This window comes from Phycicoccus sp. CSK15P-2 (assembly GCF_016888005.1).
GTDB lineage: Bacteria > Actinomycetota > Actinomycetes > Actinomycetales > Dermatophilaceae > Phycicoccus.
Window position 1 is genome coordinate 67,966 of the sequence record NZ_JAFDVE010000023.1, and the last position, 24,744, is coordinate 92,709.

A 24,744-nucleotide genomic window follows, 5' to 3' on the forward strand; every position below is an offset into this window, starting at 1 on the left:
CCCACCGTACGACGCCTCGGCGACATCCGCGCAGCCGCATCCACAGGGTTCTAGGGCGCGGTCGGCGCCCCACGGGTGGCGCTGCAGCACACCGCGCGCCCGGAGCACCCGGCGCCGTACGGTGTCGCGCCCGTCCTCGCCGCCGGGGGTGGGGACCGTTCACCGGCGGGAACCTCCGGTCGGACACCCCGAAGTTCCGGGTGCGTGACCCAAGGTTCCGGCACCAGGCGAGAAAGAGGAGGTCGGCGGTGGGGTGCTACGACGCGGGCGTGACCGGCAGGTCGAGCGAGAACGTCGACCCGCGGCCCGGCTCCGACGACACCGAGAGCCCTCCGCCGTGGGCGCGGGCGATGGCGTCGACGACGGCCAGCCCGAGGCCGGACCCGCCACTGCCGGAGGAGCGTGACCGGTCGACCCGGTAGAAGCGTTCGGTGAGGTGCGGGAGGTGCTCGGCGGGGACGCCCGGGCCCGAGTCGGCCACCTGGACACGGACCCAGCCGGGCCGCGTCAGCACCCGGACCGAGACCGGCGTGCCGGCCGGGGTGTGGCGAACCGCGTTGGACGTCAGCCCGACGACCGCCTGGGTCACCCGGTCGCGGTCCGCGGTGACGACGAAGGAGTCCGGCGCGTCGAGCGACACCTCGCGGTCGGGGGCGACGACGCGCAGGTCGGACGCGACGTCGTGCAGCAGCGGTCCGAGGTCGACCGGTCCGAGGTCCAGACCGTCCGCGCCCTCGAGACCGGTGAGGTCGAGCAGGCCGTCGACGAGCCGACGCATCCGGCCGGCCTCGTCCCCGATCCGGCGCATCGCGTCGTCCACGTCGGCGCGGCCCTCGTCGTCGAGCGGTCCGGGCGGACGGGACCGGTGCAGGGCGGCGTATCCGCCCAGGGTGGTCAACGGGGTGCGCAGCTCGTGCGAGGCGTCGGCGACGAAGCGGCGCATCCGCTCGTTCGTCGCGGTCGAGGCGGCGATCATCGTGTTGAGCGCCTCGCCGAGCCGGGCCGCCTCGGTGCCCGGCCGGCCGGGCGGGACGCGGCGCGTGGTGTCCCCGGCGGTGATGGCGTCCGCGGCCTCGGTCATCTGGGCGATGGGCCGCAGCCCGAGCCGGTCGACCCACCAGAGGAGCAGCCCGACGATGGCGGCCACGACGAGCCCGACGACCGTCAGCGTCGCGGCCAGCCGGCGGGTGGCGATGTCGGCGGAGGTCGTGGGGACCGCGATGACGGCCTCGGCGCGCCCGTTCGCGAGTGACACGGTGAGGACTCGCACCTGCGCCGTGGTGCCGGAGACCGTGCCGCGCCCCGTGGGGGTCGGGATCGACTCGCCGCGGGCGACGTCCGGGACGAGGTCGGGGTCGGTGTCCGGGGCGAGGACGGTCGTGAGGCGGCCGGCCGAGCCCATCCGGCCCACGTAGACGTCGCTCAGCGAGCCGGCCCCCGCGGCCGGTGCGCGCTGGGACGCGAGGAGGAGCGCGCGCGGGTTGGCCGCGAGACCGGCGAGCTGCGCGTCGAGCCGGCCCATGAGGAAGGCGCGCTGGACGAGGAGGATCGAGACCCCGGCGACGAGCAGGACGACGGCGAGGGCGGCGACCGCGACGACGAGCCGCCGGCGGAGCGTCATCACGGCTCCCGGACCGTGTAGCCCACGCCGCGCACGGTGTGGATGAGCTTCGGGGTGCCCGCGTCGACCTTCTTGCGCAGTGTCGAGACGAACGACTCGATGATCGCGGTCTCCCCGGCGAAGTCGTACTGCCACACGTGGTCGAGGATCTGCGCCCGGGTGACGACGCGTCCGGCGTTCGCGAGGAGGATGCGCAGGAGGCTGAACTCGGTGGCCGTGAGGTGGACCTCGGTGTCGCCCCGCCACACCCGGTGCTGGTCCTCGTCGAGGACGAGGTCGTGCACCTGGTGGCGCGCGCTCGGTGCCGCCGAGGTGCCGCTGCGGCGCAGGGCGACGTGCACGCGGGCGACGAGCTCCTCGAGTGCGAAAGGCTTGATGATGTAGTCGTCCCCGCCGCTCGTGAGGCCGCGGACGCGGTCGGCGGTGTCGCTGCGCGCGGTGAGGAAGAGAACCGGGGCGGTGTGCCCGGTGGCGCGCAGCCGGCGCAGGACCTCGAAGCCGTCGAGGTCGGGGAGCATGACGTCGAGCACGACGACGTCGGGATGGGTGCGGGCCGCACTGTCCAGCGCCTCCTGGCCGGTGGCGGCGGTGTCGACGGACATCCCGGCCAGGCGGAGTGCGGACGAGACGAGGTAGCTGATGTTCTCCTCGTCGTCGACGACGAGGACGGACGCGGAGTCGGTTGCGCGGTCGGCCACGCCGCAGACGCTGCCACGCCGCTCGGACATCCGTCTGGAGAAAACCTCGAGAGATCCTGGGGATGCCGGGACCACCGTTGCGGCCCGGATGCACCCCGATCTGCAGGAAGTCGCGAGGTTGGGCCGGGCCCGTTCCGAGGGTGGGAGGGCACGGTCTGTGGTGTCATCGTGTAGACCGACCGAAGGAGCATCCGATGCCCCGCCTCCGCACCGTCCTCGTCAGCGTCGCCGCCGGCAGTGCCCTCGTCACGGGAGTCGCGGCCACCGGCGCCCTGGCCTCGAGCGCGCCCACCGCGTCGGTGCCTCTGGCCACCGTCGGGGCCCTCGGGGCCGACACCGTGGCCGGCTCCTCCGACGCGGCCCCTGACGCCACGCCTGATGCCACGCCCGACGCGACGCCTGATGCGTCCCCCGACGCGTCGCGCCGCCAGGGGAAGCACCGTGGCCACCGGTGGCTCGAGCACCTCACCGACGAGCAGCGGCAGTGCCTCGAGGACGCGGACATCCGCCGTCCCGTCGGGCCGCTCGACGCCGACGAGCGCAAGAAGCTGATGGAGAAGGTGACCGGGACCGCCGAGTCGTGCGGCATCGAGCTTCCCGCGGGGAAGGCCCGCGGCTTCTGGAAGGACCTCACCGACGAGCAGCGGCAGTGCCTGAAGGACGCCGCGCTCGAGCGTCCGTGGGGCCCGATGACCAAGGAGGAGCGTCAGCAGCTGCGCGACGATCTCCGCGAGGCCGCCTCGGCGTGCGGCGTCGAGCTGCCCGAGCGGTCGAAGTCCTCGAAGGGCTCGGACGGCACGAAGCCGTCGGACGACACGAAGGGTTCGGAGGGGACCGAGGGTTCGGACGACACGAAGGGCTCGGACGCGAACACCTCCGACACCGCACAGCCCACCGCCCGCGTCTAGCCCTCAGCCCTTCCCCCTCCCTCTCGGGAACGTGTGTGAACACGCCGCACCTTCTGCGGCGTGTTCACACACGTTCGCCGGAAGGGAGACTGGGGCGGAGGAACGCGTCGAGGCGCGCCATCGCGACCGCCCCGGCGAGCGGGCCCACCGCGAGCGCCGCCACGGCCGCCCGCCAGCCGACGAGGTCGACGACCACCGGCACCGCGTTGATGGTCAGCGCCGAGAGCAGGAAGCCGACGGCGGTCTGGGTGGTGAGCGCCGTCCCCACGTACCGCGGGTCCACGACGTCGGCGACGCAGCTCGAGAACAGCCCCGAGTCCGCGATGACGGTCACGCCCCACGCCAGCAGCACCGGGACGACGAGCCACAGCGGCGCCCCGAACACCAGCGCCGCCAGGACGCAGCACGTCGCCGACCCCCGCATCGCCCACCCGGCGACCCGGGCCCGGCCCAGCCGGTCGCCCAGCCGGCCCGCGACGAGACACCCGGCGGCCCCGGCGACCCCGATGACCGTGAACGCGGTGAGCCCCACGGTCGTCCGGCCCGGCTCCACCCCGGACCGGGCCGCGACGGACGCCGTGAGGAAGGCCGGGACCCACGTCCACATCGCGTAGAGCTCCCACATGTGCCCGAAGTAGCCGAGGTTGGCGAGCAGCGGGCCGCGGTCGCGGAACAGCGTGAGGACGAAGCCCGGCGCGAGCGGCGGCGCCGGGCGGGCGTGCGGGCCCGCCCGGACGAGTGTGAACGCCACGACCGCCCCGGCGGTGGCCGACACCGCGGAGACCGTGAGCACGCCGCGCCACGGGAGGCTCGCGACGCTCGTCACGAGCTGGGGTAGCGCGCTGCCGAGGGTCAGTGCCCCGACGAGCACGCCCAGCGCGAAGCCGCGCCCGCGGTCGAACCAGGACGTCATGAGCTTCATCCCGACGGGGTAGACCCCGGCCAGGGCGACGCCGGTGAGGAAGCGCAGCGCGACGGCCGGGCCGAGGCCGTCGACGAACGCCGCGATGGCTCCCGTGGACGCCGCCGCGAGCAGCGCCGAGACTCCCACGACACGGTGCGCGGGAAAGCGGTCGGCGAGGTTGAGCGCCGCCGACGACACGGCACCGGTGACGAAGCCCAGCTGGACGGCGACCGTCAGCAGCGCCGAGGCCAGGGTCGAGACCGACCACTCCTCGCGCAGCGCCGGAGCGACGGCGGACGCCGCGAACCAGCACGCGAGGACCAGCACCTGGACCGCGGCGACGAGGCCCAGCTGGCGGCGCGGGGTCACGGTGTGTCCCCGGCCTCCGTCCCGGGGCCCGGGCGGGGCCCACCGCGGGCCGCGCGGTCCGCGAGCCCCTCGGTGCGCTGCCGGATGGCCGTCTCGCAGCCGTCGAGGAAGCGCTGCATGCTCGCACCCGGCGTGACGTCACCGAAGTAGTGCTCGACGAGCCCGGCGTGCTGCTCGGAGCCGGCCGCCACGGCGGCGTCGACGAGCTCGGCGCCGCGCTCGGCACCGGTGAGGTCGAGCAGCTCCATCTCGGTGACGAGCCCGACCCGGGGAAGCTCGGCGCGCGGCTCGGCGGGCCGGGTCAGGAGAAGCGGCTTGCCCGTGGCGAGCCAGTCGTAGGCGACGGCGGAGACGTCCGTGACGCAGACGTCGCAGGCGTCGACCTGCCATCCGAAGGGTCCGTCGGTGTCGGCGAGGTGCCGGGCCGCGGGGTCGGCACGGTTCGCCTCGCGCACCATCTCGAGGATCTCCGTGTTCGCCTCGCGGAACGCCGGCACGGTCAGCCCCAGCCGGGGGTGCGGCCGGTAGACCACGCGGTGCCGCCCCGTGGCGAGCAGCGAGCGGACGAGGGCCACGCCGATGCCCGCCGCCGACGAGTACCGCATGCTCGGGACGTCGCCCTCGGTCGTCGGGGCGTAGAGGACGGTCGTGCGGCCGTCGTCCGGGAGCGTCGGCCCGCTGCGGTGGACGTCGACCTGCGGACGGCCGACCTCGACGAGGCGCGTGGCGTCGAAGCCGAGCAGCTTGCGGGTGATCCGCTCCCTGGCGGCCCGACCGGCGATGAAGACGTGGTCGTACGCCTTGAGCTGGTTGCTCGACATGTAGTGCTTGTCGGACTCGCCGTGGCAGAGGAAGACGTGCGCGGGGTCGGCCCATCGCATCACGGGGAAGTTCTGCTGGTTCTGGTTGACGTAGAAGACGACCGTCACGCGCTGGCGGTCGAGGAACTTCTCGACCTCCTCGATGGACCCGGCGTGGTGCACCGGTACCGGACAGTCCTGCAGGAGCCGCTCCGTGGTCTCCCACTGGCGGGTCACGACCGCCACCGGGTGCCGCTCGGCGAGCCGGCGCATCGGCTCGTACCACTGGTCGACCTGGTAGAGGTTCTCGAGCCGGTCCGGGAAGTAGAGCACGGCCTCGACCGTGTCGTCCGGGACCGGTCCGCGCTCGGCCAGCACCGCCCGGGAGGCGCGGCGGGACCGGATGGCGGAGAACGCGCGACGAGCGAGCGCCTGGGCGGTCGCGAAGTCCTCGGCCAGGGTCATCGGACGACGTACTCGTCGACGACGGAGAGGGCCTTGTCCAGGACGTCGAGCCCGGTGGCGAGGTCGTCCGCCGTGGTCGTGAGCGGCGGGACGACATGGATGCGGTTGAAGTGCGTCATCGGCCACACGCCGCCTTCCTTGCAGGCGGCGGCGAGTTCGGTCATCGGCTCCGCGTCGGCACCGCTCGCGTTGTAGGGGACGAGGGCCTCCCGCGTCGTGGCGTCCCTGACGAGGTCGAGCGCCCAGAACATGCCGAGCCCGCGGGCCTCCCCGACACTCGGGTGCGTGGCCGCGATCTCGTCGAGCCGCGGACGGACGACGGTCTCGGCCATCGTCCGGACGTGCTCGAGGACGCCCTCCTCCTCGAAGATCCGCATCGAGGCGACGGCCGAGGCGCACGCGAGCGGGTGTCCGGAGTAGGTCAGCCCGCCGGGGTAGGGGCGGTCGTCGAAGGTCGCGGCCACGGCCGGGGACATGACGACGCCGCCGAGCGGGACGTACCCCGAGTTGACGCCCTTGGCGAAGCAGACGAGGTCGGGCGTCTGGCCCCAGACGTCGACGGCGAACCACTCGCCGCAGCGGCCGAACCCGGCCATGACCTCGTCGGCGATCCACAGGATGCCGTGCTCGTCGCAGATCTCGCGCACCCCGGCGAGGTAGCCGTCCGGCGGGACGAGGACGCCGTTGGTGCCGACGACGGTCTCGAGCATCACCGCCGCGATGGTCTGCGGCCCCTCGACCATGACCGTGTCGCGCAGGTGCTGCAGGGCGCGCTCGCACTCCTCCTCGGGGGACGAGGAGTGGAACGGGCTGCGGAACGGGTAGGGGCCCCAGAAGTGGACGAATCCGGCCCCGCCGGGCTCGGACCCCCAGCGGCGCGGGTCGCCGGTGGCGAGGATCGAGCCGGAGGTGGCGCCGTGGTAGCTGCGGTAGGTCGTGAGGACCTTGTGACGGCCGGTGTGCAGGCGGGCCATCCGCATGGCGTTCTCGGTGGCCTCGGCGCCGCCGTTGGTGAAGAACACGCGGTCGAGGTCGCCGGGCGCGCGCTCGGCGATCATCCGGGCGGCCTCGGAGCGCGCCTCGTCGGCGAAGGGCGGTGCCAGGGTGCACTGGCGGGCCGCGGCCTCCTGGACGGCGGCGACGAGCTTCGGGTGCTGGTAGCCGAGGTTGGCGTGCACGAGCCCGGAGGAGAAGTCGAGGTACCGGGTGCCGTCGTAGTCCCAGAAGTGGCTGCCCGACGCGCGCGCCACCGGCAGCGCGGAGATCCTGGCCTGGGCCGACCACGAATGGAAGACGTGCGCGCGGTCGTCGGCCGCGACCTGCCTCCCCTTCTCGGGGTCGGGCCGGACGTCCGGGGTCACGGGCTCGGTCAACGCTGGTCCTCCTCGACCGGTCGGTGATGTCCGGATGAGCCTAGTCGCGCCGGGGGGCGGCCCGGCACGTCCCCACGGGCTCAGCCGGGCAGCGTGAAGACCGTCCGGTGCCAGCCCTTGCGGGCGATGCCGGTGATGTCGTGCATGACGTGCTTGACCTGGGTGTACTCGTCGAAGGAGTACGCCGACATGTCCTTGCCGAACCCCGAGTGCTTGTACCCGCCGTGCGGCATCTCGCTGATGATCGGGATGTGGTCGTTGACCCACACGCAGCCGGCCCGGATCTCACGGGACGCCCGGCCGGCGCGGTAGGTGTCCCTCGTCCACGCCGACGCCGCGAGACCGTACTCGGTGTCGTTGGCGAGGCGGATGGCCTCGTCGTCGTCGTCGAACGGGACGACGGCGAGCACCGGCCCGAAGACCTCGTCGGTCCACAGCTCGGAGCCGAGGGCGACATCGCTCACGACGGTCGGCTCGTAGTAGCAGCCGCGGGCGAGGTCGCCGCCGGGGGAGCGGCCGCCGCACACGACGGTCGCGTCGGCGCGGGCGCGCTCGACCATCCCTGCGACCTTGTCGAGATGGGTCCGCGAGGACAGCGGCCCGAGGTCCGTGGCCTCGTCGTCGGTCGGGCCCGTCCGCACCTGGCGGTAGAGGTCGGCGACGCCGGCGACGAAGTCGTCGTACAGCGACCGGTGGACGATGGCGCGGGCCGCCGCGGTGCAGTCCTGCCCGGCGTTGATGAGGTTGGCGGCGACGGCACCGTGGACGGCCGCCTCGAGGTCGGCGTCGTCGAACACGACGAACGGCGCCTTGCCGCCGAGCTCGAGGTGCACCCGCTTGCCGGTGGCCGCGGCCGTGGCCATGACCTGCCGGCCGACGGCCGTGGACCCGGTGAACGAGGTCATCGCGACATCGGGGTGGCCGACGAGGTGCTGTCCCGCGACCGGGCCCGACCCGGTGACGACGTTGACGACCCCGGGCGCTGCACCCGCCTCGGTGAGGACCTCGGCGAGCATGAGCGAGGTGAGCGGGGTGATCTCGGCCGGCTTGAGGACGATCGTGTTGCCCGCTGCCACGGCCGGCAGCACCTTCCAGGCCGCCATCTGCAGGGGGTAGTTCCACGGCGAGACGGATCCGACGACGCCGATGGGCTCCCGCCGGATGGACGAGGTGTGGTCGCCGGAGTACTCGGCGCTCGCCATCCCGTCGAGCCGCCGGGCCGCGGCACCGAAGAACGCGGTGTTGTCGACGGTGCCGGGGACGTCGAACTCGCGCGCCAGGCGGATCGGCTTGCCCGCGTGCCGGGACTCGACCCGGGCGAGCTCCTCGGCGCGCTCCTCGAGGAGGGTCGCGGCCCGAGCGAGCACCGTGGCGCGTTCGACGGGGGTCGCCCGGGACCACTCACCGAAGGCCGCCCGGGCGGCTCCGACCGCGGCGTCGACGTCCTCGGGGCCTGCGAGCAGGACCTCCTCGACGACGTCACCGGTGCTCGGGTCGAGGACCTCGAACGGTGTCCCGGACGTGCCGCTGCGGTGCTCGCCACCGATGAACTGGTGCATGGCCGGAGCATACGACCGGCGGACCGGGCCCGGCGCCGGCGTCAGTGCTGGTACGTCCCGTGGATGACGGCCCGGCCGAGGGTCTTGAACGCGAGGTTGAACGAGACGACGGCGGGTGAGGCGTCGGCATCCACCCCCAGCGTCGGCTCGGACACGGCGTGCACGACGAGGTAGTACCGGTGCGGCATGTCGCCCTCCGGCGGTGCGGCGCCCATGAAGCCCTGCTCCCCGCCGTCGTTGCGGACGTGGAAGGCGCCGCCCGGGAGGTCACCCGACGCGGCCCCGGTGGCGAGCGACGTCACGTCCGCGGGGACGTCGACGAGCACCCAGTGCCAGAAGCCGGACGGCGTGGGGGCGTCCGGGTCGAACACGGTGACGACGTAGCTCTCCGTGCCCTCGGGGGCACCGTTCCAGGCCAGCTGCGGTGAGGTGTTCCCCTCCGCGGCGACCTGGTCGTCCTTGAGGGGCGCGCCGTCCGTGACGTCCTCACTGGTCACGGTGAACGAGGGGACGGCGGGCAGCAGCTCGTACGGGTTCGGGGCGACCGGGCGGTCCAGGCTCATCGGGGGGTCTCTCCTCCGTCGTCGGGGGCGGTCGCCGGGTACAACCGCGACCACCGGCAGATCCTTCCGCCCGGGGCCCTGGGGCGCGACGGGAACGCGGACGGGGCGCCGACCGTGGTGGTCGGCGCCCCGTCTCGGCGTGGGTGCGGCGTCAGCCGTTGACGGCCCGCTTGAGCTGCGCGGCGGCCTTGAAGCCGACCGAGGTGGACGCGGCGATCTGGATCTCCTCGCCGGTCTGGGGGTTGCGGCCCGTGCGAGCCGCGCGCTCGCGCGTCTCGAAGTTGCCGAAGCCCGCGAGCTTGACGTCCTCACCCTTCTTGAGCTGCTCGCCGATGATGTCGAAGGCGGCGTTGAGCACGTCCTCGGCAGCGCTGGCGGACAGGTCGGTACGGCCGCTCAGGGCCTGGGCGAGTTCCTTCTTGGTCATGGAGTGCGTCCTTCTGTGATGGGATCCTTCCACGTCAACGTAACAACATGGAGCCCCTGACGTGCACTCGGGCGGCTGCGACGCGCCGGGGGCGGTGCCGGACGCGGGGCCCTGGACGCCGCGCGAATGTCCGTTCGACCTGTCCGCGTCGGACGAGCAGGGTGCCCTGGAGGTGCGACGTGCTCCTCCGACGGGCGCCGCCGCCCCCGGTCACCTAGGGTCCTGCCCATGGCGGCGTAGCCCGGGTGCGGATCCCGACCGACCGGCGTCACGCTCTTCGCGGTCAGTGGCCCGGGTCGGCTGACGGCGGGGCAGGGGCGGCGCCCGGCCTCAGGTCGCGGCGCCGTCCCCGGGGGGCCTCCACGGGTCGCCCCACCGGACGTCGCGAGCGGCCCGGTAGCGCTCCCGGTCACGTCTGGTCACGGTGTCGGGTGCGGCGGTGCCGTCGGCCTGGCACACCTGCAGCCGCACCAGCCCTTTGCGGGTCAGCGGATGCCGAAGCACTCGTCCGGGTGCCGGGGGAACGGGGTCGCGGACCGCGAGGACGTAGGAGTGCTTCTCGTCCTCGTGCCCGAGCGCGGCACCCTTGAGCCTGCGGTGCAACGCGGTGCGGTCCAGGCGGGCCGAGAAGTGGCACCAGTCGCCGTCCCGGGTCGCGACGGGGCAGCCGAGACCGTGTGGGCACGGCGCGACGACGTGCCAACCCGCCGCGAGGAGCCGCTCGCGGGCGGCGAGCACGGCGGCGAAGCCCCGCGGCGTCCCGGGCTCGACGACGAGGACACGCGGGGCGGCGTCGCGGAGGGCGTCGACCACCGGTGCGCGGAGGTCCGCCGGGAGCTCGCCGAGGACGTACGAGAGCGTCGCGAGGTCGCCGGAGGGGAGCCGGGCCCCCGAGGCGACGCGGGCGAGGTCGGCAAGGGTCCAGGTCGCGGTGGACAGCGCCTCGGGACCGTTCCGCGCGATGCGCCGTCCGAGGGCGAGCGCATCGGCCGAGCCGTCGAGCACCGTCACGGACCCGAGCCCCGGGACGGCGTCGGCGACGGCCCAGGCGGCCGCTCCCGTCCCGCCGCCGACGTCCACGAGCCGTCGCACACCGCCCAGCACCCCCTGGCGGTCCGCCTCGCGCAGCACCCGGGACACGGCGGCGTGGGTCGCCGGCATCCGGTAGGCGGCGTAGGCGGCGGCGGTGACGGGGTCGCCCAGCACCTGGGCGGACGGCGGGGCGCCGGAGCGGTAGACCTCGACGAGCCGTGCCGTCGCCCGCTGCAGTGCCACGGTGTCGGTGCCGTCGAGGACCGCGTCCAGGGCGCGGGTCAGCGGAACGGGCACGAGGTCATCCTCCTACGCCAGGGCGGCGGAGCGGTCGGGGCCGGGCCCGGTGCCGGCGGCTCAGGTCAGCCCGATCTCCGCGGTCCGCTCGAAGGAGTCGTCGACCGCGACGGCGTGCCGCCCGTGGGCGGCGAGGATGCTGGCCGCCACCGACGCGCGGTACCCGCCGGCGCAGTGGACCCACACCTCGCCCCGGGGCACGTCGTCGAGGCGGGTGAGGATCTCGTGGATCGGCACGTTGACGGCGCCGTCGATGTGGCCGGCCTCGTACTCCTGGGCCCGCCGGACGTCGAGGACCGCGACCTCCCGGTGGTGGCGGACCTCCGCGAGCTCGGCGAAGGTGGCGCGGGGGAGCGTCGCGAGGGGCTCGTCGGACCAGTCGCCCGGCCCTCCGGTGGCGCTGCCCGCGACCTCGTCCACGCCGATCCGGACGAGCTCGCGCCGGGCCTCGGCGACCTGTTCCGGGGACTCGCCGAGGAGGGTGATGTCGCTCCCCCACGGCATGAGCCAGCCGACGTAGGTGGAGAACTGGCCGTCGAGGCCGATGTTGAACGTGCCGGGGACGTGCCCGGCGGCGAACACGGTGCGGGTGCGGAGGTCGACGACCCACTCGCCGTCCTCGAGGCGCCGCCGGATCTCGCTCTTGTCGGCCGGCGCGGGGGCGTCGAGGTCCGGGGCGTCCGGTCCGGCGAGGTTGGCCGGGCCCATGTGGGCGTAGTAGGCGGGGTAGGCGTCGAGCCCGGCGAGGAGGTCGCGGGCCCACTCCTCCTCGCCCTGGGTCAGGGCCGGGTTGACGCGCATCTCCTCGGAGATCGTCGAGGACGTGGCGTCGGACCGGGTCGCGGAGCAGAAGCTGCCGAAGCCGTGGGTCGGGAACACCCCGGCGTCTCCGGCCACCTCGTCCGCGAGCCGGTGCGCCGAGGCGTACTGGTGGCGCACGAGGGCGTCGGTGTGGTCGGGGCCGAGGAGGTCCGGGCGGCCGGTGGAGCCGTAGAGCAGGGAGCCGCCGGTGAACACCCCGACGTCCTCGCCGTCGGCCGACAGCGCGTAGGACAGGTGGGTGAAGGTGTGCCCGGGGGTGGCGATGGCGCGGAGGGTCATCGAGGGCGACACCTCGATGACGTCGCCGTCCCGGACGGGGACCCGGTCGTAGGACACGGGATCCTCGGCGTTCACGTGGTAGGCCGCGCCCACCTGCTCGGCGAGGGCCAGGCCACCGGTCAGGTAGTCGTTGTGGATGTGGGTCTCGAGGACGTGGGTGATCCGCACGCCCTCCCGACCGGCCAGCTCGAGGACGCGGTCGTGGTCGCGCTGCGGGTCGACCACGAGGGCGACGTCGCCGTCGTGTGCGAGGTAGCTGCGGTCCCCGAGGGACGGGGTGTCGATGGGGATGATCTCGACCATCTCGGGCGTTCTCCTCCTGTCGGGCTGGTGGTGACACCATACCCCTAGGGGTATTATCCCGCCATCTCGAGCACCCCAGACGAAGGAGTTCCCATGGCCACCGTGAACCTCACGACCGACGAGTTCGAGAAGACCGTCACCCAGGACGGCATCGTGCTCGTCGACTTCTGGGCGTCCTGGTGCGGCCCGTGCCGCCAGTTCGCCCCGACGTTCGAGGCGTCCAGCGAGCAGCACGAGGACGTGGTGCACGCCAAGGTCGACACCGAGGCCGAGCAGCAGCTCGCGACGATGCTGCAGATCACGTCCATCCCCACGCTCATGGGCTTCCGTGACGGCATCCTCGTCTTCCAGCAGGCCGGGGCGCTGCCGCCGGCGGCGCTGGCCCAGGTCGTCGAGGGCATCCAGGGCCTCGACATGGACGAGGTGCGCGCGAAGGCCACGACCCACACGCCGGGCTGAGGGTCGAGTGCGCAAATACCCCTTGGGGTATTATCCCTCCCATCGCGCGAACGGTCCACGTCCCGAGTCCCGCCGCGCGCCAGGCCGCATGAGAAGGAGACGCTTTGTCCATGAGGAGCCGTGTGGCTCAGGGCACTCGGCCCGGTAGCATCGAGTCCTCCCCAGTCCCCGCCGCCGTAGGAGGCCACGACATGGAGCTCGACCCCGCGCAGATGCAAGCCGTCGTGAAGCGGCTGCGCCGCGCGCAGGGGCAGATCGGCGGCATCCTCAAGATGATCGAGGACGGCCGCGACTGCCAGGACATCGTCACCCAGCTCGCGGCGGTGTCCAAGGCTCTCGACCGCGCCGGCTTCGCGGTCATCGCGCTCGGGCTCAAGCAGTGCATCACGGACCCCGAGGCCGGCTCGATGGACGTCGAGTCGATGGAGAAGCTCTTCCTCTCCCTCGCCTGATGGACGCCACGGCGTGGGACGCCCGGTACTCCGGCGCCGAGCCCGTGTGGTCGAGCACGCCCAACGTGTTCGTCGCCGAGCTGGCCGGGGCGCTTCCGCCAGGGCGGGCGCTGGACGTCGCGGCGGGTGAGGGTCGCAACGCGGTGTGGCTCGCCGAGCGCGGGTGGGATGTCACGATGACGGACTTCTCCGCGGTGGGTGTCGAGCGGGCGCGCACGGTCGCGCGCGGTCGGCTGGGCGAGGGCGCGGAGGGTTTCCGGGCGTTCGTCGGGGACGCCCTCGAGTCCGCACCGGCCCCGGTCGACGGCGGTGGCTACGACCTCGTCGTCCTCGCCTACCTGCAGCTCCCGGAGCAGCGCTGGCGCACGGCGCTGGCCCGCGCGGTCGATGCTGCCGTGCCCGGCGGCACGGTGGTCGTCGTCTGCCACGCCGAGCGCAACCTCACCGAGGGCGTGGGCGGCCCCCAGGACGCCGCTGTCCTGCACGACCCCGAGGCCGTCGTCGCGTCCGCCCACGGTCTGCCGGTCGACGTCGTGTCCGCCGACCTGCGGGAGCGGGTCGTCGAGGCGGCGGACCGTCCGGCCCTCGACACGGTCGTGGTCCTGGAGCGCCACTGACTGATACCCTAGGGGGTATAAGTCAGCCCATGCACCCCCTTCCGACCCCCCCACCCCCCGAGGAGATCATCATGTGCCGAGCCGTGACCTGCCGGACCTGTGGAAAGACGACGTGGGCCGGCTGTGGCCAGCATGTCGACGAGGTGATGCGCGGCGTCCCGGACGCCGACCGTTGCGCCGGCCACGAGGGGGAGCCGAGCACCGGCTTCCTCTCGAAGCTCCTCGGCCGCTGAGCGGGCCGATGGCGACGCGGTCGCGCAGGTGGCCGTGACCCCGCAGCGGGTCCTCGTCGTCGGAGACCTCGAGGCCACACGGCTGGTCTGCACGCTCCTCTCCGAGGAGGGCGCGGAGGTCGTGCACCTCCTCGGCCCTGAGGAGAGTGGCCTGCGGGCAGCGCTCGCGACCCCGGTCGACGGCGTGGCGGTCGTCGTGCGCGGGGACCTCCTCGCGCTGCGCTTCGCGCTCCTCGTCGAGCACCTGCAGCCGGGGGTGCGGCTCGTCGTCACGATCTTCGACCGCACGCTCGGGACGCACCTGGCCGAGGTCGTCCCGCACTGCACGGTCACCTCACCGGCCGATGTCGCGGCTCCGGCGGTCGTCGCCGCGTGTGTCCGGCCGGAGGCGCTCGCCGTGCTCGCGAGCCCTGGCGGCGTCCAGGAGCTCGTCGAGGGCCCGGACGGGGTCGTGCTGCGCGACGCCCGCCGGGAGCCGGAGGGGTGGGGGCGCCGGCTGCGCCGATGGGTGCCGCGTCGCTACGGGGGCGCCGAGGGCATCCTCCTGCTCGGCCTCTCCGGCCTGCTCGCCACCATCGCCCTCGAGTGGGTGCTCGCCGCGGCGGTGCTCCACGAAGGGCTCGTCGAAGGCTTTTACACCTCGGCGCGGCTCGTCGCGACGGTCGGCCCCGCCGAGGCCGAGCTGCACGAGGCGCCGTCGTGGTACCTGGGGGTCTCCGGGGCCCTGATGCTCGTCGGGATCGCCTTCACCGGGGCCCTCGTCGCCGGTCTCGTCGAGTGGATCGTCGGCGCACGTACCGCGGCGCTCGTCGGGCCGCGGCGGGTGCCCACCGCGGACCACGTCGTCGTCGCGGGGCTCGGGCAGGTGGGGCTGCGGGTCGCGCAGCTCCTCCGTGAGCTGCGCGTCCCCGTCGTGGTCGTCGAGCGGCAGGAACACTCGCCCAACCTCGGCGTCGCCCGGCAGAGCCGCATCCCCGTCGTCGTCGGCGACGCGAGCTCCCGGGCCCTCCTCACCCGGGTGGGGGTGCACCGTGCGCGAGCCGTTGCGGCGATGGGGTCGGACGACCTCGACAACGTCGCCGTGGCGATCAACGCCCTCGCGGTCGCGCCGGAGGTCCGTACCGTGCTGCGTGCGGGAGAGGGGGCCGCCGTCACGGAGACGACGTCCCTCTTCCGGATCGGCCAGGTCAGCGACGTGGGCATGATGACGGCCGCCTGGGTCTGTGCCTCCGTCCTGGGTCGCGCGCCCCGGGTCGTCTGGGCCCAGGCCCAGCAGGTCAGCGTGCTCGACGATGACGACGGGGATGACCATCGCCCCGTCGCGAGCAGGTGTGCGTGCCTCTGACCCCACCGGCCGCCGGTGGGGCACCGCTACGGGTTGCAGGGCGCCCCTCGTGTGACCCTGCTCAGCGGGCCGGGTCGAGCGTCACGAGGCCCCGCGAGGGCGTCGTCCCCATCGTCGTGAGGAGCCGTCCGGCCTCGACGAGCCCGACCGGCTCGCCCGGGGCGGCGAGCGCCGCGAGGTCGAGGTGGCCGGCCGCGAGGTCCGCGAACAGGCCGGCGTAGTCGTGTGCGGCCATGCCGTGGCTGCCGAGGACGTCGAGCTCCCACGCGACGACACGCTCCATCGGGATGTCCGCGCGGCTCGCGGCCGGCGGCAGCAGGCCCACCTGGACGTGCCGCCCGCGACGCCTGAGGGCGAGCGCCCCCGCGCGACAGGCGTCGACGGAGCCCACCGCCTCGATGGTCACGTGGACCCCACCGCCGGTCAGCTCGGCCACGGCGGCCGCGAGGTCGTCCGGTGGGACCGACGCGTCCAGGGTGCCCTCGGCGCCGAGCCCCTCGGCCCGCGCGCGGGACCCGGGGTCGGGGTCGGCGGCGAGCACGTGGGCGCCTCTCGACGCGGCGATGCGCACGGCTGCCAGACCGACACCTCCGCAGCCGAGGACGAGGACACGCTCGCCGGACGTGACCCGGGCCCGGCCGACGACCGCACGGTGGGCGGTTGCCACCCGGCATCCGAGGCCCGCCGCGGTGACCGGGGGAACGCCGTCCGGCAGGGCGACGAGGTTGGTGCCGGCGGCGTGGACGACGACCCGCTCGGCGAAGCATCCGGGGTCGGTGAAGCCGGGCTGGCGCTGGTGTGGGCACACCTGGCCGTCACCGGCGGCGCAGGTCGCGCAGGTGCCACAGGCGAGCACGAACGGTGCGGTGACCGGGCGCCCGACCCATCCGGGGTCGACCCCTTCACCGACCGACTCGACGATCCCGGCGAGCTCGTGGCCGGGGACGTGCGGGAAAGTCGAGATGTCGGGGTCGTGCCCCATCCAGCCGTGCCAGTCGCTGCGGCAGAGCCCGGCCGCGACGACGTGCACGACCGCGCCGCCGGGTGGGGCCGCCGGGTCGGGCAGCTCGGTGACGACCGGCGTCGCGCGGGGCGCGTCGTAGACGAGGGCTCGCACCCGCCCAGCCTGCCAGCCGTGCCTCCGGGGCGCGGCGGACCCGGGCGGCCTGCGCAAGGCGGATCTCCGAGTCGGGGCAGGTGGTCCAGATGGGGTCGGCCGAAGAGCGTCGCGGTGCTCCTGGTCGTCAGAGTGGTGAACCCGCGGCGCAACAGATACCCTATGGGGTATACATCTCGGCGACTCGGCCGTCGCCCCGAGCCATCGAGGAGACCGATGTTCCGTCACCGCGTCGCCGCCGCAGTCCTCGCCGCCGCCCTCACGGCGGGCGTCGCGGGCTGCGGCTCCGGCGACCCCGCGGTCAGTGTCAGCGAGGGCCCGGTCGCCGAGAGGCCCCCGGCGTCGGGCGCCCAGCTCGGCGTCGCGGAGTTCGCCGCCGCGCTCAAGCGACCCGGCACGACCCTGCTCGACGTCCGCACCCCCGAGGAGTTCGCGCAGGGCCACCTGCCCGGTGCGGTGAACATCGACCTGCAGTCGCCCACGTTCGGGGCCGAGGTCTCGCAGCTGCCCGCCGACGGCGTCTACGCCGTGTACTGCCGGTCCGGAAACCGCTCGGCAGTGGCGGTGGCGCAGATGACCGCTGCCGGCTACCCGAACGCGTACGACCTGGCGGGCGGGTTCGTCGACTGGAGGCAGGCCGGCGGTGAGGTCGCCACCGGCTGACGGCGACGCCGGGAGGGTCACGGTTCGGACACATCGTCCGCCGCGCCGTAGGCCTCGGCGCGGATCGGACATACTGGTGACGTGAGGGATGGGAGCGCTCCCACGTCACGGCCCACGCTCGACCAGGTCGCGCGTGCGGCCGGGGTCGGTCGCGGCACCGCCTCCCGGGTCCTCAACGACTCGCCCCACGTGAGCAGCCAGGCGCGGGCACGCGTCCTGCGCGCCGTCGCCGACCTCGGGTACGTGCCCAACCAGGCGGCCCGCTCGCTCGTCACACGCCGGACGGACACCGTCGCGCTCGTGGTCTCCGAGCCCGAGGAGCGTGTGTTCGGGGAGCCGTACTTCGCGGCGATCGTCCGCGGGATCGGGCAGCGTCTCGGCGAGGCCGGCCTGCAGATGCTCCTCGCGATGCCCTCGGGGGACTCGGAGCGCACCCGGGCGGCGGCCTACCTCGCGGACCGGCACGTCGACGGCGTGCTCCTCCTGTCCCTGCACGCGGAGGACCCTCTGCCCGCGCTCCTCGAGGAGCGCGACGTGCCGACGGTGACGGGCGGTCGGCCGTCTGCCGTCCGGCCACGCTGCGTGGTCGACGTCGACAACCTCGCGGGCGGCCGGACCGCGGTCCAGCACCTCGTCGGCACGGGACGGCGACGGCTCGCCGTCCTCGCCGGCCCCCAGGACATGTCCTCCGGTCGCGACCGGCTCGTCGGGGCGCTGGACGCCGCGGACGACGCCGGCATCCCGCCGGACGGGGTCTCCGTCGCGTACGGCGACTACTCCGAGGAGAGCGGCCGCCGGGCCATGACCGAGCTGCTCGGGGCCGGGCCGGCGCCCGGTGCGGTCTTCGCGGCCTCCGACCTCATGGCGGTCGGCGCGCTGCGGGCGCTGCGCTCGGCCGGTCTCTCCGTGCCGGACGACGTCTCCCTCGTCGGGTACGACGACGCTCCGGTCGCCCGGCTCACCGACCCCGAGCTCACGACCGTGCACCAGCCGGTGACCCGGATGGGGCAGGTGATGGTCGACCTCCTCGTCGACCGCCTGTCGGGGGTCGAGGTCCCGCGCGAGACGGTGCTCCAGACCCGGCTCGTCGTCCGCGGCAGCGCCTAGCCCACCGGCACGAGGAGCCCTGCGAGGGCGAGGCGTCGGCGGAGGTCGGAGGGCAGCTGCTCGGGGTCGGTGCCCGCGAGGAGGCGCTTCACGGCGCCACGCTCCTCCGGGGTGACCGCGAGCCGGCCGACGCGGGTGACGAGCACGTCCCCCTCCCACCGTGCGGCCAGGTGCTCGCGCAGCCGCCACCGCGGGCCGACCTCGGCCGACGCCGCGGCGTGCTGGGCGAGCACGTCCAGTGGCTCGGGCCGTTGTGCCGCCCGGGCGCGCCGGGCCAGGGCGGCGGCGAGGTCGTCGTCGCCCACGGCGTCGAGGGCGGCGTCCACCGCGGCCCGCACGCGGTCTCGCAGGCCGCCGGCGGTCGCCGGGTCGAGGGCGTCCGTGCCGAGCGGAAGCGCCTCGCGCACCGCCGGGTCGGTGTCCAGGACCCGGCCGACCGCGGCCAGCAGGTCCTCGGCGACGTGCCGCACGGTCCACACGTGGACGCCGAAGGTCAGATGGGTGCTCGTGCCACCCAGTGCCGTCGCCGAGTGCAGCCAGCCCCGGGGGAGGTAGAGGCAGTCCCCGGGGCGCAGGACGGTGTCGACGACCGGCCGGGCCCGCGCCGCCGCGGCGACGTCCGCGCGCCGGTCGGTCCACGGTTGGTTGCGCAGGGGGAGGTCGAGGACGGGCGGGCGCACCCGCCAGTGCTTCTCGCCCTCGACCTGGACGACGAAGACGTCGTGGACGTCGTAGTGGTCGTCGAACCCCCGGTTCTGCGGTGGGGTGACGTACGCGTTGACCTGGACCGGGTGACCGAGGTCGGCGGCGAGGTCGCGAGCCGTGGCCGCGACCGGCGCCCACGTCCGGTGCAGGCCCTGGAGGACGATCGTCGCGCCCTCGGCGAAGAGCCGGAGCACCTTGTCCTCGCTCACCTGGTCCCCGACCGCCGCCCCCACGCCGCCGCCGAGGGTGAGCTCACGGGGGTCGAGCGTCGCGCCGTCCCGCGCCATCCGGAGGAAGGGGGTGCGCAGGCCGCGCCGGGACAGCAGCTCGTCGACCGCGGCGGCGCCGAAGCCGTGGGTCGGTGCGGGCAGGTCGTCGGCGCGGCTGAGCAGCGGCGCCCGGCCCCAGTGCTCGGTGGCGAACCGGCTCCGGTCGAGCGCGGTGAGGGTGCCGAGCCCCCGGCCGGGACCGCGGGGGTCCACTGCCGGGGGCTCGGGTGTCACGGGGTCGCTCACTGCGAGGCGTCCGCCCCGCCGTCCGCGCCGCCGTCGCTCTCACCGGGGACACCCGGCTCGCCGGCGCCGCTGTCGGCCGGCCCCTCGGCGCCGCCGTCGGCGCCACCGTCGTGCTGGCCGGGCACGGTCTCCTCGCCGGCGCCGCTGTCGGCCGGGCCCTCGGTGCCGGCGCCGCCGTCCGCGCCGCCGTCGCTCTCACCGGGCATGCCGGGCTCGCCGGCGCCGCTGTCGGCCGGTCCCTCGCTGGGGAACTCACTCATCCGAACCACCTTCCGTCGGGTGGCGCCTTGCCGCGCCACCTCGCCATTCCAGCAGGTCATCACGGGTGGTGGGGGTTTGCGGACCCAGCCTGGGAGGATGACGTCATGGCACTCGACGTCGAGCTGCAGGAGATCCGCGACTTCCTCGCCGGACACGAGCCCTTCGCCGGGCTGCCCGCCCCGGTCCTGGACACCCTGCCCGGTGCCCTCGCGGTCGAGTACTTCCGCCGTGGCACCGAGATCATCGCGCGCGGCCAGGACAACCACCACCTCTACGTGCTGCGCTCCGGCGCGGCCGACGTCCGCGACGCCCAGGACACCCTCGTCGACCGCGGCGAGGCCGGGACGTCCTTCGGGTCCATCACGCTGACCCAGGGCAACCCGTCGACGTTCTCGGTCACCGCGATCGAGGACTCCCTGGCCCTGCTCGTGCCCGAGGACGTCTTCCACGGCCTGTGTCGCGACCATCCCGACGTCGACGCCTTCTACGACGAGCAGCGGCGCAGCCGGATGCGCGGTGCGGTCGCCGAGCTGCAGACCTCCTCCTCCGGCTCGGCCATCCTCAAGACACGGGTGCGCGACATCGTCGGGCGCGACCTCGTCCACGTTCCCGGCACGTCGACCGTGCGCGAGGCCGCGACCCGGATGGCGGACGAGGGAGTGTCGTCGCTGCTCGTCATGGACGACGGCCGGCTCGTCGGCGTCGTCACCGACCGCGACCTGCGCACCCGCGTCCTCGCCGCCGGCGTCTCCCCGGACGTCCCGGTCGCCGAGGTCATGACGAGCGACCCCGTCACCGGCTCGGTCGACGCCCTCGCCTTCGAGGCGCTGCTGCAGATGACCGCGCGGCACATCCACCACCTGCCCCTCGTCGACCGCGACGGCCGGCCGGTCGGCATCGTCACGACGACGGACCTGCTGCGGCTCGAGGAGGCCAACCCGGTCTATCTCGCGGGGGACATCGCCAAGCAGCCGGACGTCGCGGGCGTCGCCGCGGTCTCCGCGCGGCTGCCGGGGGTCGTCCGGGCGCTCGTCGACCAGGACGCGTCGGCGGACGACATCGGCCGGGTCGTCACGGCGGTGGGGGACGCGGTCGAGCGGCGGGTCATCGCGCTCGCCGAGGCCGAGCTCGGGCCGGCGCCCGCGCCGTACTGCTGGGTGGCCCTGGGGTCGCGGGCGCGGCTCGAGCAGGCACTGGCCGCCGACCAGGACACCGCACTGCTGCTCTCCGACGACGTCGACGAGGCCGATCTCCCGTGGTTCGAGCGGTTCGCCGAACGCGTCGTCGCCGGGCTCGAGCGGTGCGGCTACCCGCGCTGCACGGGCGACGTCATGGCGACGAACCCACGGTGGCGCAAGCCGGTCCGCGAGTGGGAGGCCGAGTTCACGTCCTGGCTCAGCACGCCCAGCCCGAAGGCCGTGCTGCACTCGTCGATCTTCTTCGACATGCGTCCCGTCCACGGCGACGTCGGCCTGCACACCCGCCTCCAGCAGCATGTGCTGCGCACGACCCCGGGGGCCAAGACCTTCCTCGCCCATCTCGCGAAGCAGGCGGGCGCGCACGAGCCGCCGCTCGGGTTCTTCCGCGGCTTCGTGCTCGAGAAGGCCGGCGAGCACAAGGACACCCTCGACATCAAGAAGGGCGGGATCCTCGGCATCGTCGAGCTCGCGCGGGTGCACGCCCTGGCCGTCGGCTCGCCGGCGGTCAACACGCGGGCGAGGCTCGAGGCCGCCCGCGCGGCGGGTGCGCTGAGCGCCGAGCTCGCCGACGACCTGCGCGACGCGTTCGAGTTCATCGGCTACGTGCGGCTGCGCCACCAGTCGGCCCAGGTGCGGGCCGGCGAGCCCACCGACAACTTCGTCGCACCCGACACGCTCTCGAGCTTCGAGAAGAGGCATCTGCGCCAGGCGTTCTCGATCATCCGGTTCGCGCAGCAGGCACTGGGCCGCCGCTACCTGACCTCGCTCGTCTCGTGACCCTGCTGCGCTGGGGGCTTGCCGAGCGGCGGGCACGGGCGGCGCGTCGGGCGGCGCCCGGGCCGCTCGCCGACGTCCTGGCGGTCGACCCGCCGGCCCCCACGACACCGCTCACCGAGCTGCCGCTGCTCGCCCTGGACCTCGAGACGACCGGGCTCGACCCCGAGGAGCACCGCGTGCTGTCCGCCGGGTGGGTCCCCGTGGACGGGCGGCGGGTCGTCCTCGGTGGCGCGCGGCGGTTCGTCGTGAGCGACGCGGGGGATGTCGGACGCAGTGCGACGATCCACGGGATCACCGACGACGCCCTGGCGTCGGGCGTCCCCTTGGCGGACGTCCTCGCCGAGCTCCTGGAGGCGCTCCGCGGCCGGGCCCTCCTCGCGCACTTCGCGCGGGTCGAGACGGGCTTCGTCGACGCCGCGTGCACGCGGCTGTGGGGCGCCGGGCTCCCGGTGCCGGTCGTCGACACCCTCGAGCTCGAGCGCCGGGCGGTCGTCGGGCCGTGGGGTCGCGAGGTGGGGCCCGGCGCCCTGCGGCTGTGGGGTGCGCGGGAGCGCTACGGGCTGCCCGTCTACTCGGCGCACGAGGCGCTCACCGACGCGCTCGCATGTGCCGAGCTGTACCTCGCCCAGACCGCCGGCAGGCAGGGCGCGACCCTTCGTGACGTGCAGACCTGACCGCCGGCCGGTGCGTCCGGCTCAGATGACGCGCGGCGAGGAGGCCTGGGTCAGGTAGGTGATCTCGTGGGAGACCCGGATGAGGTCACGGTCGGTGCGGCCGTCCCAGCCCCGGCCCGCGGTACGGGAGGTGCGCAGGGAGGTGGCGAGGGAGCGAGCGGTGCGAGAGAAGGTGTTCACGGGGCTCATCGTCGCGTGACCGACTGTCAAGCACAACGCGGGATCACTTCGGGAACATGAAGCATCGCTTAACATCTGGGGATGCTCGACCCGCACCGGCTCGCCGTCTTCCGCTCGGTCGTCGCGAGCGGCTCCGTCCAGGCCGCCGCGGACGGTCTCGGGATGAGCTCGTCGGCCGTGAGCCAGCACCTCGCGGCCCTCCAGCGGGAGACCGGCCTGACCCTCTTCCAGCGGTCCGGCCGCGGCATCCTGCCCACCGACGCGGCGCTGGCCCTGGACGCGGGCAGTGACGAGGCCATGGGCGAGTGGGGGCGCCTGGACCAGGTCGTCGCCGACCTCCGGGACGGCCGCTCGGGGCGCCTGTCGATCGGCTACTTCGCGTCGGCCGGCTCGGCCTGGATGCCCGTCCTCGTCGGGCGCCTCACGAGCGAGTACCCGGACCTCGTCCTCGAGCTCGTGCTCAACGAGAGCGAACGCCGCGGCCCGCGCCCCGACATCGACCTCGTCATCGGCCCGCCCGACGAGCCCGCGCCGAGCGGGTATCGCCGGGTCGAGCTCACCGAGGACGAGTTCGTCCTCGTCGTGCCGCGCGACCACGACCTGGCGACGTCCGGTGAGGTCGCCCTCGGGGACCTGCGGGCCGAGACGTGGGTGAGCAACGACCATCCGCGCTCGGTGGGGCACCGGCTGGTCGTGGCCGCCTGCACCGCGGCCGGGATGCGGCCGCGCTTCACCGTGCAGGCCCAGGACCACCACACGGCGGTGGGGTTCGTCGGAGCCGGGGTCGGCATCTCGGTGATGCCGGGCCTGGCGGCGCGGGTGCTGCCCCCGACCGTCGTGCGGGTCGCACTGGCCCCTCCTGCACCCGTGCGCCACCTCGCCGCGGTCGTCCGTGACCACGGGACGTCCGACCCGGTGGCGGACCGCGCCCTGCGGCTGCTCACCGAGCTCGTCGTGCACCCCAGCCGGGGGCGGCGTCGGCCGCCGCGCACCGCGGCGCCCACCGGGTGAGGGTGGGCGCCGCGGGGTCGGGGTGGGTACGGCCGGGGGTCAGTGCTTCATCCACAGACGGGCGACGACCGCATTGTGGTCGCTGTGCTTGCTGTCGAACACGTAGTGGTGGTCGTCGAAGTCCATGAAGCGGTTGTCGGCCGGGCGGATCCACGCGTACACGTAGTCGACCCGACGCCGACCCAGGGTGGGGAGGCCGGTGACACCGATCCTCGAGTAGCTCGAACGCAGGCTCGGCAGCCCGTTCTGCCGGTTCTCCAGGACGGTGTACGGGAACTTCGCGTACGTCACGCGCTTGTCGTCCTGGTAGTCGACGTTGAAGTCTCCGGTGACGACCACCTGGCCGTTGCTCTTCTTGTCGAGGACGAGGTCCTTGATCATCCGCAGGTGCTTCTCGGCATCCCGGGTCCGCGGCAGGTCGTAGGGGTGCCCGTTGTCGTCGATGTGCGCGTTGAGGTGGTTGTTGACGTGGGTGATCCTGCGACCGCTCGGCTTGTGCACGTACTGGGCCCACGTGATGTAGCGGGGCGGGGGTGGGTTGCCCGAGCCTCCGGTGTCGCAGACGAAGATCGTGCCCTTGTCGATCCGGTCGAACATCGACTTCTTCGCGAGAACGGTGACCTCGCGGCCCCACGTCTTCGCGGGCGTCCAGGCGTAGAAGCCGTGGTTCGAGGCCCACTGGTTGATGATGTCGCCGCGCCCCTGGACCTCCTGGAGGCCCACGAGCTCGGCACGGTCCATGATCGCGACGAAGTCCTCCTTGAACTGCGAGTCCTTCAGGTCCGAGAGGATGTTGAAGCTCGCGACGCGGAACGTCGACGAGTTGGCCGGTGCGGCGCCGGCGGCCTGTGCGGTCGCGGCGCCGGCCGCGCCGGTGAGTGCGGTGGCGCCGGCGAGCCGCCCGAGCGTGCGGCGGCTGAGGCGGACGGTCTGGTCCTGGTCCATGGGTTCCCCCGGAGGTCGTCGTGATGGGCCTCCACCGTCCTGCCGTCCGCTGCGCAGACGCTGC

The 24,744-nt window shown here is 74.1% G+C and carries 26 protein-coding genes; 11 read left to right on the forward strand and 15 right to left on the reverse strand.

The annotated features are described in order from the left end of the window. Nucleotides 1-256 precede the first annotated feature (256 nt). Both JQN72_RS13835 and JQN72_RS13840 read right to left on the reverse strand, forming a co-directional pair. Complete coding sequence (locus JQN72_RS13835) at nucleotides 257-1,621, reverse strand: cell wall metabolism sensor histidine kinase WalK (RefSeq protein ID WP_204135707.1); 1,365 nt, start codon at nucleotides 1,619-1,621, stop codon at nucleotides 257-259. After that, nucleotides 1,621-2,319, reverse strand: coding sequence for a response regulator transcription factor (locus JQN72_RS13840; protein ID WP_307812688.1), 699 nt, complete (start codon nucleotides 2,317-2,319; stop codon nucleotides 1,621-1,623). Before JQN72_RS13840 ends, JQN72_RS13835 begins: the two co-directional genes overlap by 1 nt. Nucleotides 2,320-2,513: 194 nt before the next feature. Here JQN72_RS13840 and JQN72_RS13845 point away from each other — a divergent pair, with 194 nt between their 5' ends. After that, nucleotides 2,514-3,227 (forward strand): hypothetical protein, encoded by a 714-nt coding sequence (locus tag JQN72_RS13845; RefSeq protein WP_204135709.1) that lies wholly within the window; start codon nucleotides 2,514-2,516, stop codon nucleotides 3,225-3,227. A gap of 64 nt (nucleotides 3,228-3,291) precedes the next feature. On the opposite strand, the gene JQN72_RS13850 is transcribed toward JQN72_RS13845, so the two are convergent. From JQN72_RS13850 to JQN72_RS13885, 8 genes are all read right to left on the reverse strand, one after another. Further along, the gene (locus tag JQN72_RS13850) at nucleotides 3,292-4,500 is read right to left on the reverse strand and encodes an MFS transporter (RefSeq protein ID WP_204135710.1); all 1,209 of its coding nucleotides are present in this window, start codon (nucleotides 4,498-4,500) and stop codon (nucleotides 3,292-3,294) included. Further along, the gene (locus tag JQN72_RS13855) at nucleotides 4,497-5,765 is read right to left on the reverse strand and encodes a CDP-glycerol glycerophosphotransferase family protein (protein ID WP_204135711.1); all 1,269 of its coding nucleotides are present in this window, start codon (nucleotides 5,763-5,765) and stop codon (nucleotides 4,497-4,499) included. The genes JQN72_RS13850 and JQN72_RS13855 overlap by 4 nt, the downstream gene beginning before the upstream one ends. Then, nucleotides 5,762-7,138, reverse strand: a complete 1,377-nt coding sequence (locus JQN72_RS13860) for an aspartate aminotransferase family protein (protein ID WP_204135712.1) — start codon at nucleotides 7,136-7,138, stop codon at nucleotides 5,762-5,764. Before JQN72_RS13860 ends, JQN72_RS13855 begins: the two co-directional genes overlap by 4 nt. An 80-nt stretch (nucleotides 7,139-7,218) precedes the next feature. Then, complete coding sequence (locus JQN72_RS13865) at nucleotides 7,219-8,697, reverse strand: gamma-aminobutyraldehyde dehydrogenase (RefSeq protein ID WP_204135713.1); 1,479 nt, start codon at nucleotides 8,695-8,697, stop codon at nucleotides 7,219-7,221. A gap of 41 nt (nucleotides 8,698-8,738) precedes the next feature. Beyond that, complete coding sequence (locus JQN72_RS13870) at nucleotides 8,739-9,260, reverse strand: YbhB/YbcL family Raf kinase inhibitor-like protein (protein ID WP_204135714.1); 522 nt, start codon at nucleotides 9,258-9,260, stop codon at nucleotides 8,739-8,741. A 151-nt stretch (nucleotides 9,261-9,411) separates the two neighbouring features. Further along, complete coding sequence (locus JQN72_RS13875) at nucleotides 9,412-9,687, reverse strand: HU family DNA-binding protein (RefSeq protein WP_204135715.1); 276 nt, start codon at nucleotides 9,685-9,687, stop codon at nucleotides 9,412-9,414. Between the two features lie 330 nt (nucleotides 9,688-10,017). Next, entirely contained in the window at nucleotides 10,018-11,016 is a 999-nt protein-coding gene (locus JQN72_RS13880; RefSeq protein WP_307812689.1) for a small ribosomal subunit Rsm22 family protein, read from the reverse strand. Between the two features lie 60 nt (nucleotides 11,017-11,076). Further along, nucleotides 11,077-12,420, reverse strand: coding sequence for an MBL fold metallo-hydrolase (locus tag JQN72_RS13885; RefSeq protein WP_204135716.1), 1,344 nt, complete (start codon nucleotides 12,418-12,420; stop codon nucleotides 11,077-11,079). A 93-nt stretch (nucleotides 12,421-12,513) separates the two neighbouring features. Between JQN72_RS13885 and trxA the strand changes: the two genes are divergently transcribed. From trxA to JQN72_RS18960, 5 genes are all read left to right on the forward strand, one after another. Next, entirely contained in the window at nucleotides 12,514-12,879 is a 366-nt protein-coding gene (gene trxA, locus JQN72_RS13890; protein ID WP_204135717.1) for a thioredoxin, read from the forward strand. Nucleotides 12,880-13,070: 191 nt separating this feature from the next. Then, entirely contained in the window at nucleotides 13,071-13,331 is a 261-nt protein-coding gene (locus JQN72_RS13895; protein WP_204135718.1) for a metal-sensitive transcriptional regulator, read from the forward strand. After that, nucleotides 13,331-13,948, forward strand: a complete 618-nt coding sequence (locus JQN72_RS13900) for a bifunctional 2-polyprenyl-6-hydroxyphenol methylase/3-demethylubiquinol 3-O-methyltransferase UbiG (RefSeq protein WP_204135719.1) — start codon at nucleotides 13,331-13,333, stop codon at nucleotides 13,946-13,948. The genes JQN72_RS13895 and JQN72_RS13900 overlap by 1 nt, the downstream gene beginning before the upstream one ends. 71 nt (nucleotides 13,949-14,019) lie before the next feature. Beyond that, nucleotides 14,020-14,181, forward strand: coding sequence for a hypothetical protein (locus JQN72_RS13905; RefSeq protein WP_204135720.1), 162 nt, complete (start codon nucleotides 14,020-14,022; stop codon nucleotides 14,179-14,181). 34 nt (nucleotides 14,182-14,215) lie between these two features. Continuing rightward, the gene (locus tag JQN72_RS18960; protein ID WP_204135721.1) at nucleotides 14,216-15,526 is read left to right on the forward strand and encodes a TrkA family potassium uptake protein; all 1,311 of its coding nucleotides are present in this window, start codon (nucleotides 14,216-14,218) and stop codon (nucleotides 15,524-15,526) included. Between the two features lie 61 nt (nucleotides 15,527-15,587). On the opposite strand, the gene JQN72_RS13915 is transcribed toward JQN72_RS18960, so the two are convergent. After that, nucleotides 15,588-16,643 (reverse strand): alcohol dehydrogenase catalytic domain-containing protein, encoded by a 1,056-nt coding sequence (locus tag JQN72_RS13915; RefSeq protein ID WP_204135722.1) that lies wholly within the window; start codon nucleotides 16,641-16,643, stop codon nucleotides 15,588-15,590. Between the two features lie 216 nt (nucleotides 16,644-16,859). Between JQN72_RS13915 and JQN72_RS13920 the strand changes: the two genes are divergently transcribed. Both JQN72_RS13920 and JQN72_RS13925 read left to right on the forward strand, forming a co-directional pair. Beyond that, nucleotides 16,860-17,306, forward strand: a complete 447-nt coding sequence (locus JQN72_RS13920; protein ID WP_204135723.1) for a rhodanese-like domain-containing protein — start codon at nucleotides 16,860-16,862, stop codon at nucleotides 17,304-17,306. Nucleotides 17,307-17,387: 81 nt separating this feature from the next. Further along, nucleotides 17,388-18,413: a LacI family DNA-binding transcriptional regulator gene (locus JQN72_RS13925; RefSeq protein ID WP_204135724.1), complete on the forward strand. Its 1,026-nt coding sequence runs from the start codon at nucleotides 17,388-17,390 to the stop codon at nucleotides 18,411-18,413. Here JQN72_RS13925 and JQN72_RS13930 read toward each other — a convergent pair. Then, nucleotides 18,410-19,633, reverse strand: a complete 1,224-nt coding sequence (locus JQN72_RS13930; protein ID WP_307812691.1) for a JmjC domain-containing protein — start codon at nucleotides 19,631-19,633, stop codon at nucleotides 18,410-18,412. The two genes, JQN72_RS13925 and JQN72_RS13930, sit on opposite strands and share 4 nt — an antisense overlap. Next, entirely contained in the window at nucleotides 19,630-19,893 is a 264-nt protein-coding gene (locus JQN72_RS13935; protein WP_204135725.1) for a BatC protein, read from the reverse strand. The genes JQN72_RS13930 and JQN72_RS13935 overlap by 4 nt, the downstream gene beginning before the upstream one ends. 105 nt (nucleotides 19,894-19,998) lie before the next feature. Here JQN72_RS13935 and JQN72_RS13940 point away from each other — a divergent pair, with 105 nt between their 5' ends. After that, on the forward strand, nucleotides 19,999-21,870 hold the full coding sequence (locus tag JQN72_RS13940; RefSeq protein ID WP_204135726.1) for a putative nucleotidyltransferase substrate binding domain-containing protein: 1,872 nt from the start codon (nucleotides 19,999-20,001) through the stop codon (nucleotides 21,868-21,870). After that, a complete protein-coding gene (locus JQN72_RS13945; protein ID WP_307812693.1) occupies nucleotides 21,867-22,544 on the forward strand; it encodes an exonuclease domain-containing protein in 678 nt (225 codons plus the stop codon). The genes JQN72_RS13940 and JQN72_RS13945 overlap by 4 nt, the downstream gene beginning before the upstream one ends. A 21-nt stretch (nucleotides 22,545-22,565) precedes the next feature. Here JQN72_RS13945 and JQN72_RS13950 read toward each other — a convergent pair whose 3' ends face one another. Next, complete coding sequence (locus JQN72_RS13950) at nucleotides 22,566-22,724, reverse strand: hypothetical protein (RefSeq protein WP_204135727.1); 159 nt, start codon at nucleotides 22,722-22,724, stop codon at nucleotides 22,566-22,568. Between the two features lie 81 nt (nucleotides 22,725-22,805). On the opposite strand from JQN72_RS13950, the gene JQN72_RS13955 reads away from it, so the two are divergent. Next, the gene (locus JQN72_RS13955; protein WP_204135728.1) at nucleotides 22,806-23,735 is read left to right on the forward strand and encodes a LysR family transcriptional regulator; all 930 of its coding nucleotides are present in this window, start codon (nucleotides 22,806-22,808) and stop codon (nucleotides 23,733-23,735) included. A gap of 39 nt (nucleotides 23,736-23,774) precedes the next feature. Here JQN72_RS13955 and JQN72_RS13960 read toward each other — a convergent pair whose 3' ends face one another. Next, the gene (locus tag JQN72_RS13960) at nucleotides 23,775-24,680 is read right to left on the reverse strand and encodes an endonuclease/exonuclease/phosphatase family protein (protein WP_204135729.1); all 906 of its coding nucleotides are present in this window, start codon (nucleotides 24,678-24,680) and stop codon (nucleotides 23,775-23,777) included. Nucleotides 24,681-24,744 lie beyond the last annotated feature (64 nt).

Bases quoted from the DNA above. Each gene is read 5' to 3' on its own strand.
- trxA (WP_204135717.1), top strand. From the start codon at position 12,514: ATGGCCACCGTGAACCTCACGACCGACGAGTTCGAGAAGACCGTCACC.
- JQN72_RS13865 (WP_204135713.1), bottom strand. From the start codon at position 8,697: ATGCACCAGTTCATCGGTGGCGAGCACCGCAGCGGCACGTCCGGGACA.
- JQN72_RS13920 (WP_204135723.1), top strand. From the start codon at position 16,860: ATGTTCCGTCACCGCGTCGCCGCCGCAGTCCTCGCCGCCGCCCTCACG.
- JQN72_RS13960 (WP_204135729.1), bottom strand. From the start codon at position 24,680: ATGGACCAGGACCAGACCGTCCGCCTCAGCCGCCGCACGCTCGGGCGG.
- JQN72_RS13855 (WP_204135711.1), bottom strand. From the start codon at position 5,765: ATGACCCTGGCCGAGGACTTCGCGACCGCCCAGGCGCTCGCTCGTCGC.
- JQN72_RS13955 (WP_204135728.1), top strand. From the start codon at position 22,806: ATGCTCGACCCGCACCGGCTCGCCGTCTTCCGCTCGGTCGTCGCGAGC.
- JQN72_RS13875 (WP_204135715.1), bottom strand. From the start codon at position 9,687: ATGACCAAGAAGGAACTCGCCCAGGCCCTGAGCGGCCGTACCGACCTG.
- JQN72_RS13870 (WP_204135714.1), bottom strand. From the start codon at position 9,260: ATGAGCCTGGACCGCCCGGTCGCCCCGAACCCGTACGAGCTGCTGCCC.
- JQN72_RS13940 (WP_204135726.1), top strand. From the start codon at position 19,999: ATGGCACTCGACGTCGAGCTGCAGGAGATCCGCGACTTCCTCGCCGGA.
- JQN72_RS13900 (WP_204135719.1), top strand. From the start codon at position 13,331: ATGGACGCCACGGCGTGGGACGCCCGGTACTCCGGCGCCGAGCCCGTG.
- JQN72_RS13845 (WP_204135709.1), top strand. From the start codon at position 2,514: ATGCCCCGCCTCCGCACCGTCCTCGTCAGCGTCGCCGCCGGCAGTGCC.
- JQN72_RS13905 (WP_204135720.1), top strand. From the start codon at position 14,020: ATGTGCCGAGCCGTGACCTGCCGGACCTGTGGAAAGACGACGTGGGCC.
- JQN72_RS13935 (WP_204135725.1), bottom strand. From the start codon at position 19,893: ATGAGTGAGTTCCCCAGCGAGGGACCGGCCGACAGCGGCGCCGGCGAG.
- JQN72_RS13835 (WP_204135707.1), bottom strand. From the start codon at position 1,621: ATGACGCTCCGCCGGCGGCTCGTCGTCGCGGTCGCCGCCCTCGCCGTC.
- JQN72_RS13885 (WP_204135716.1), bottom strand. From the start codon at position 12,420: ATGGTCGAGATCATCCCCATCGACACCCCGTCCCTCGGGGACCGCAGC.
- JQN72_RS13895 (WP_204135718.1), top strand. From the start codon at position 13,071: ATGGAGCTCGACCCCGCGCAGATGCAAGCCGTCGTGAAGCGGCTGCGC.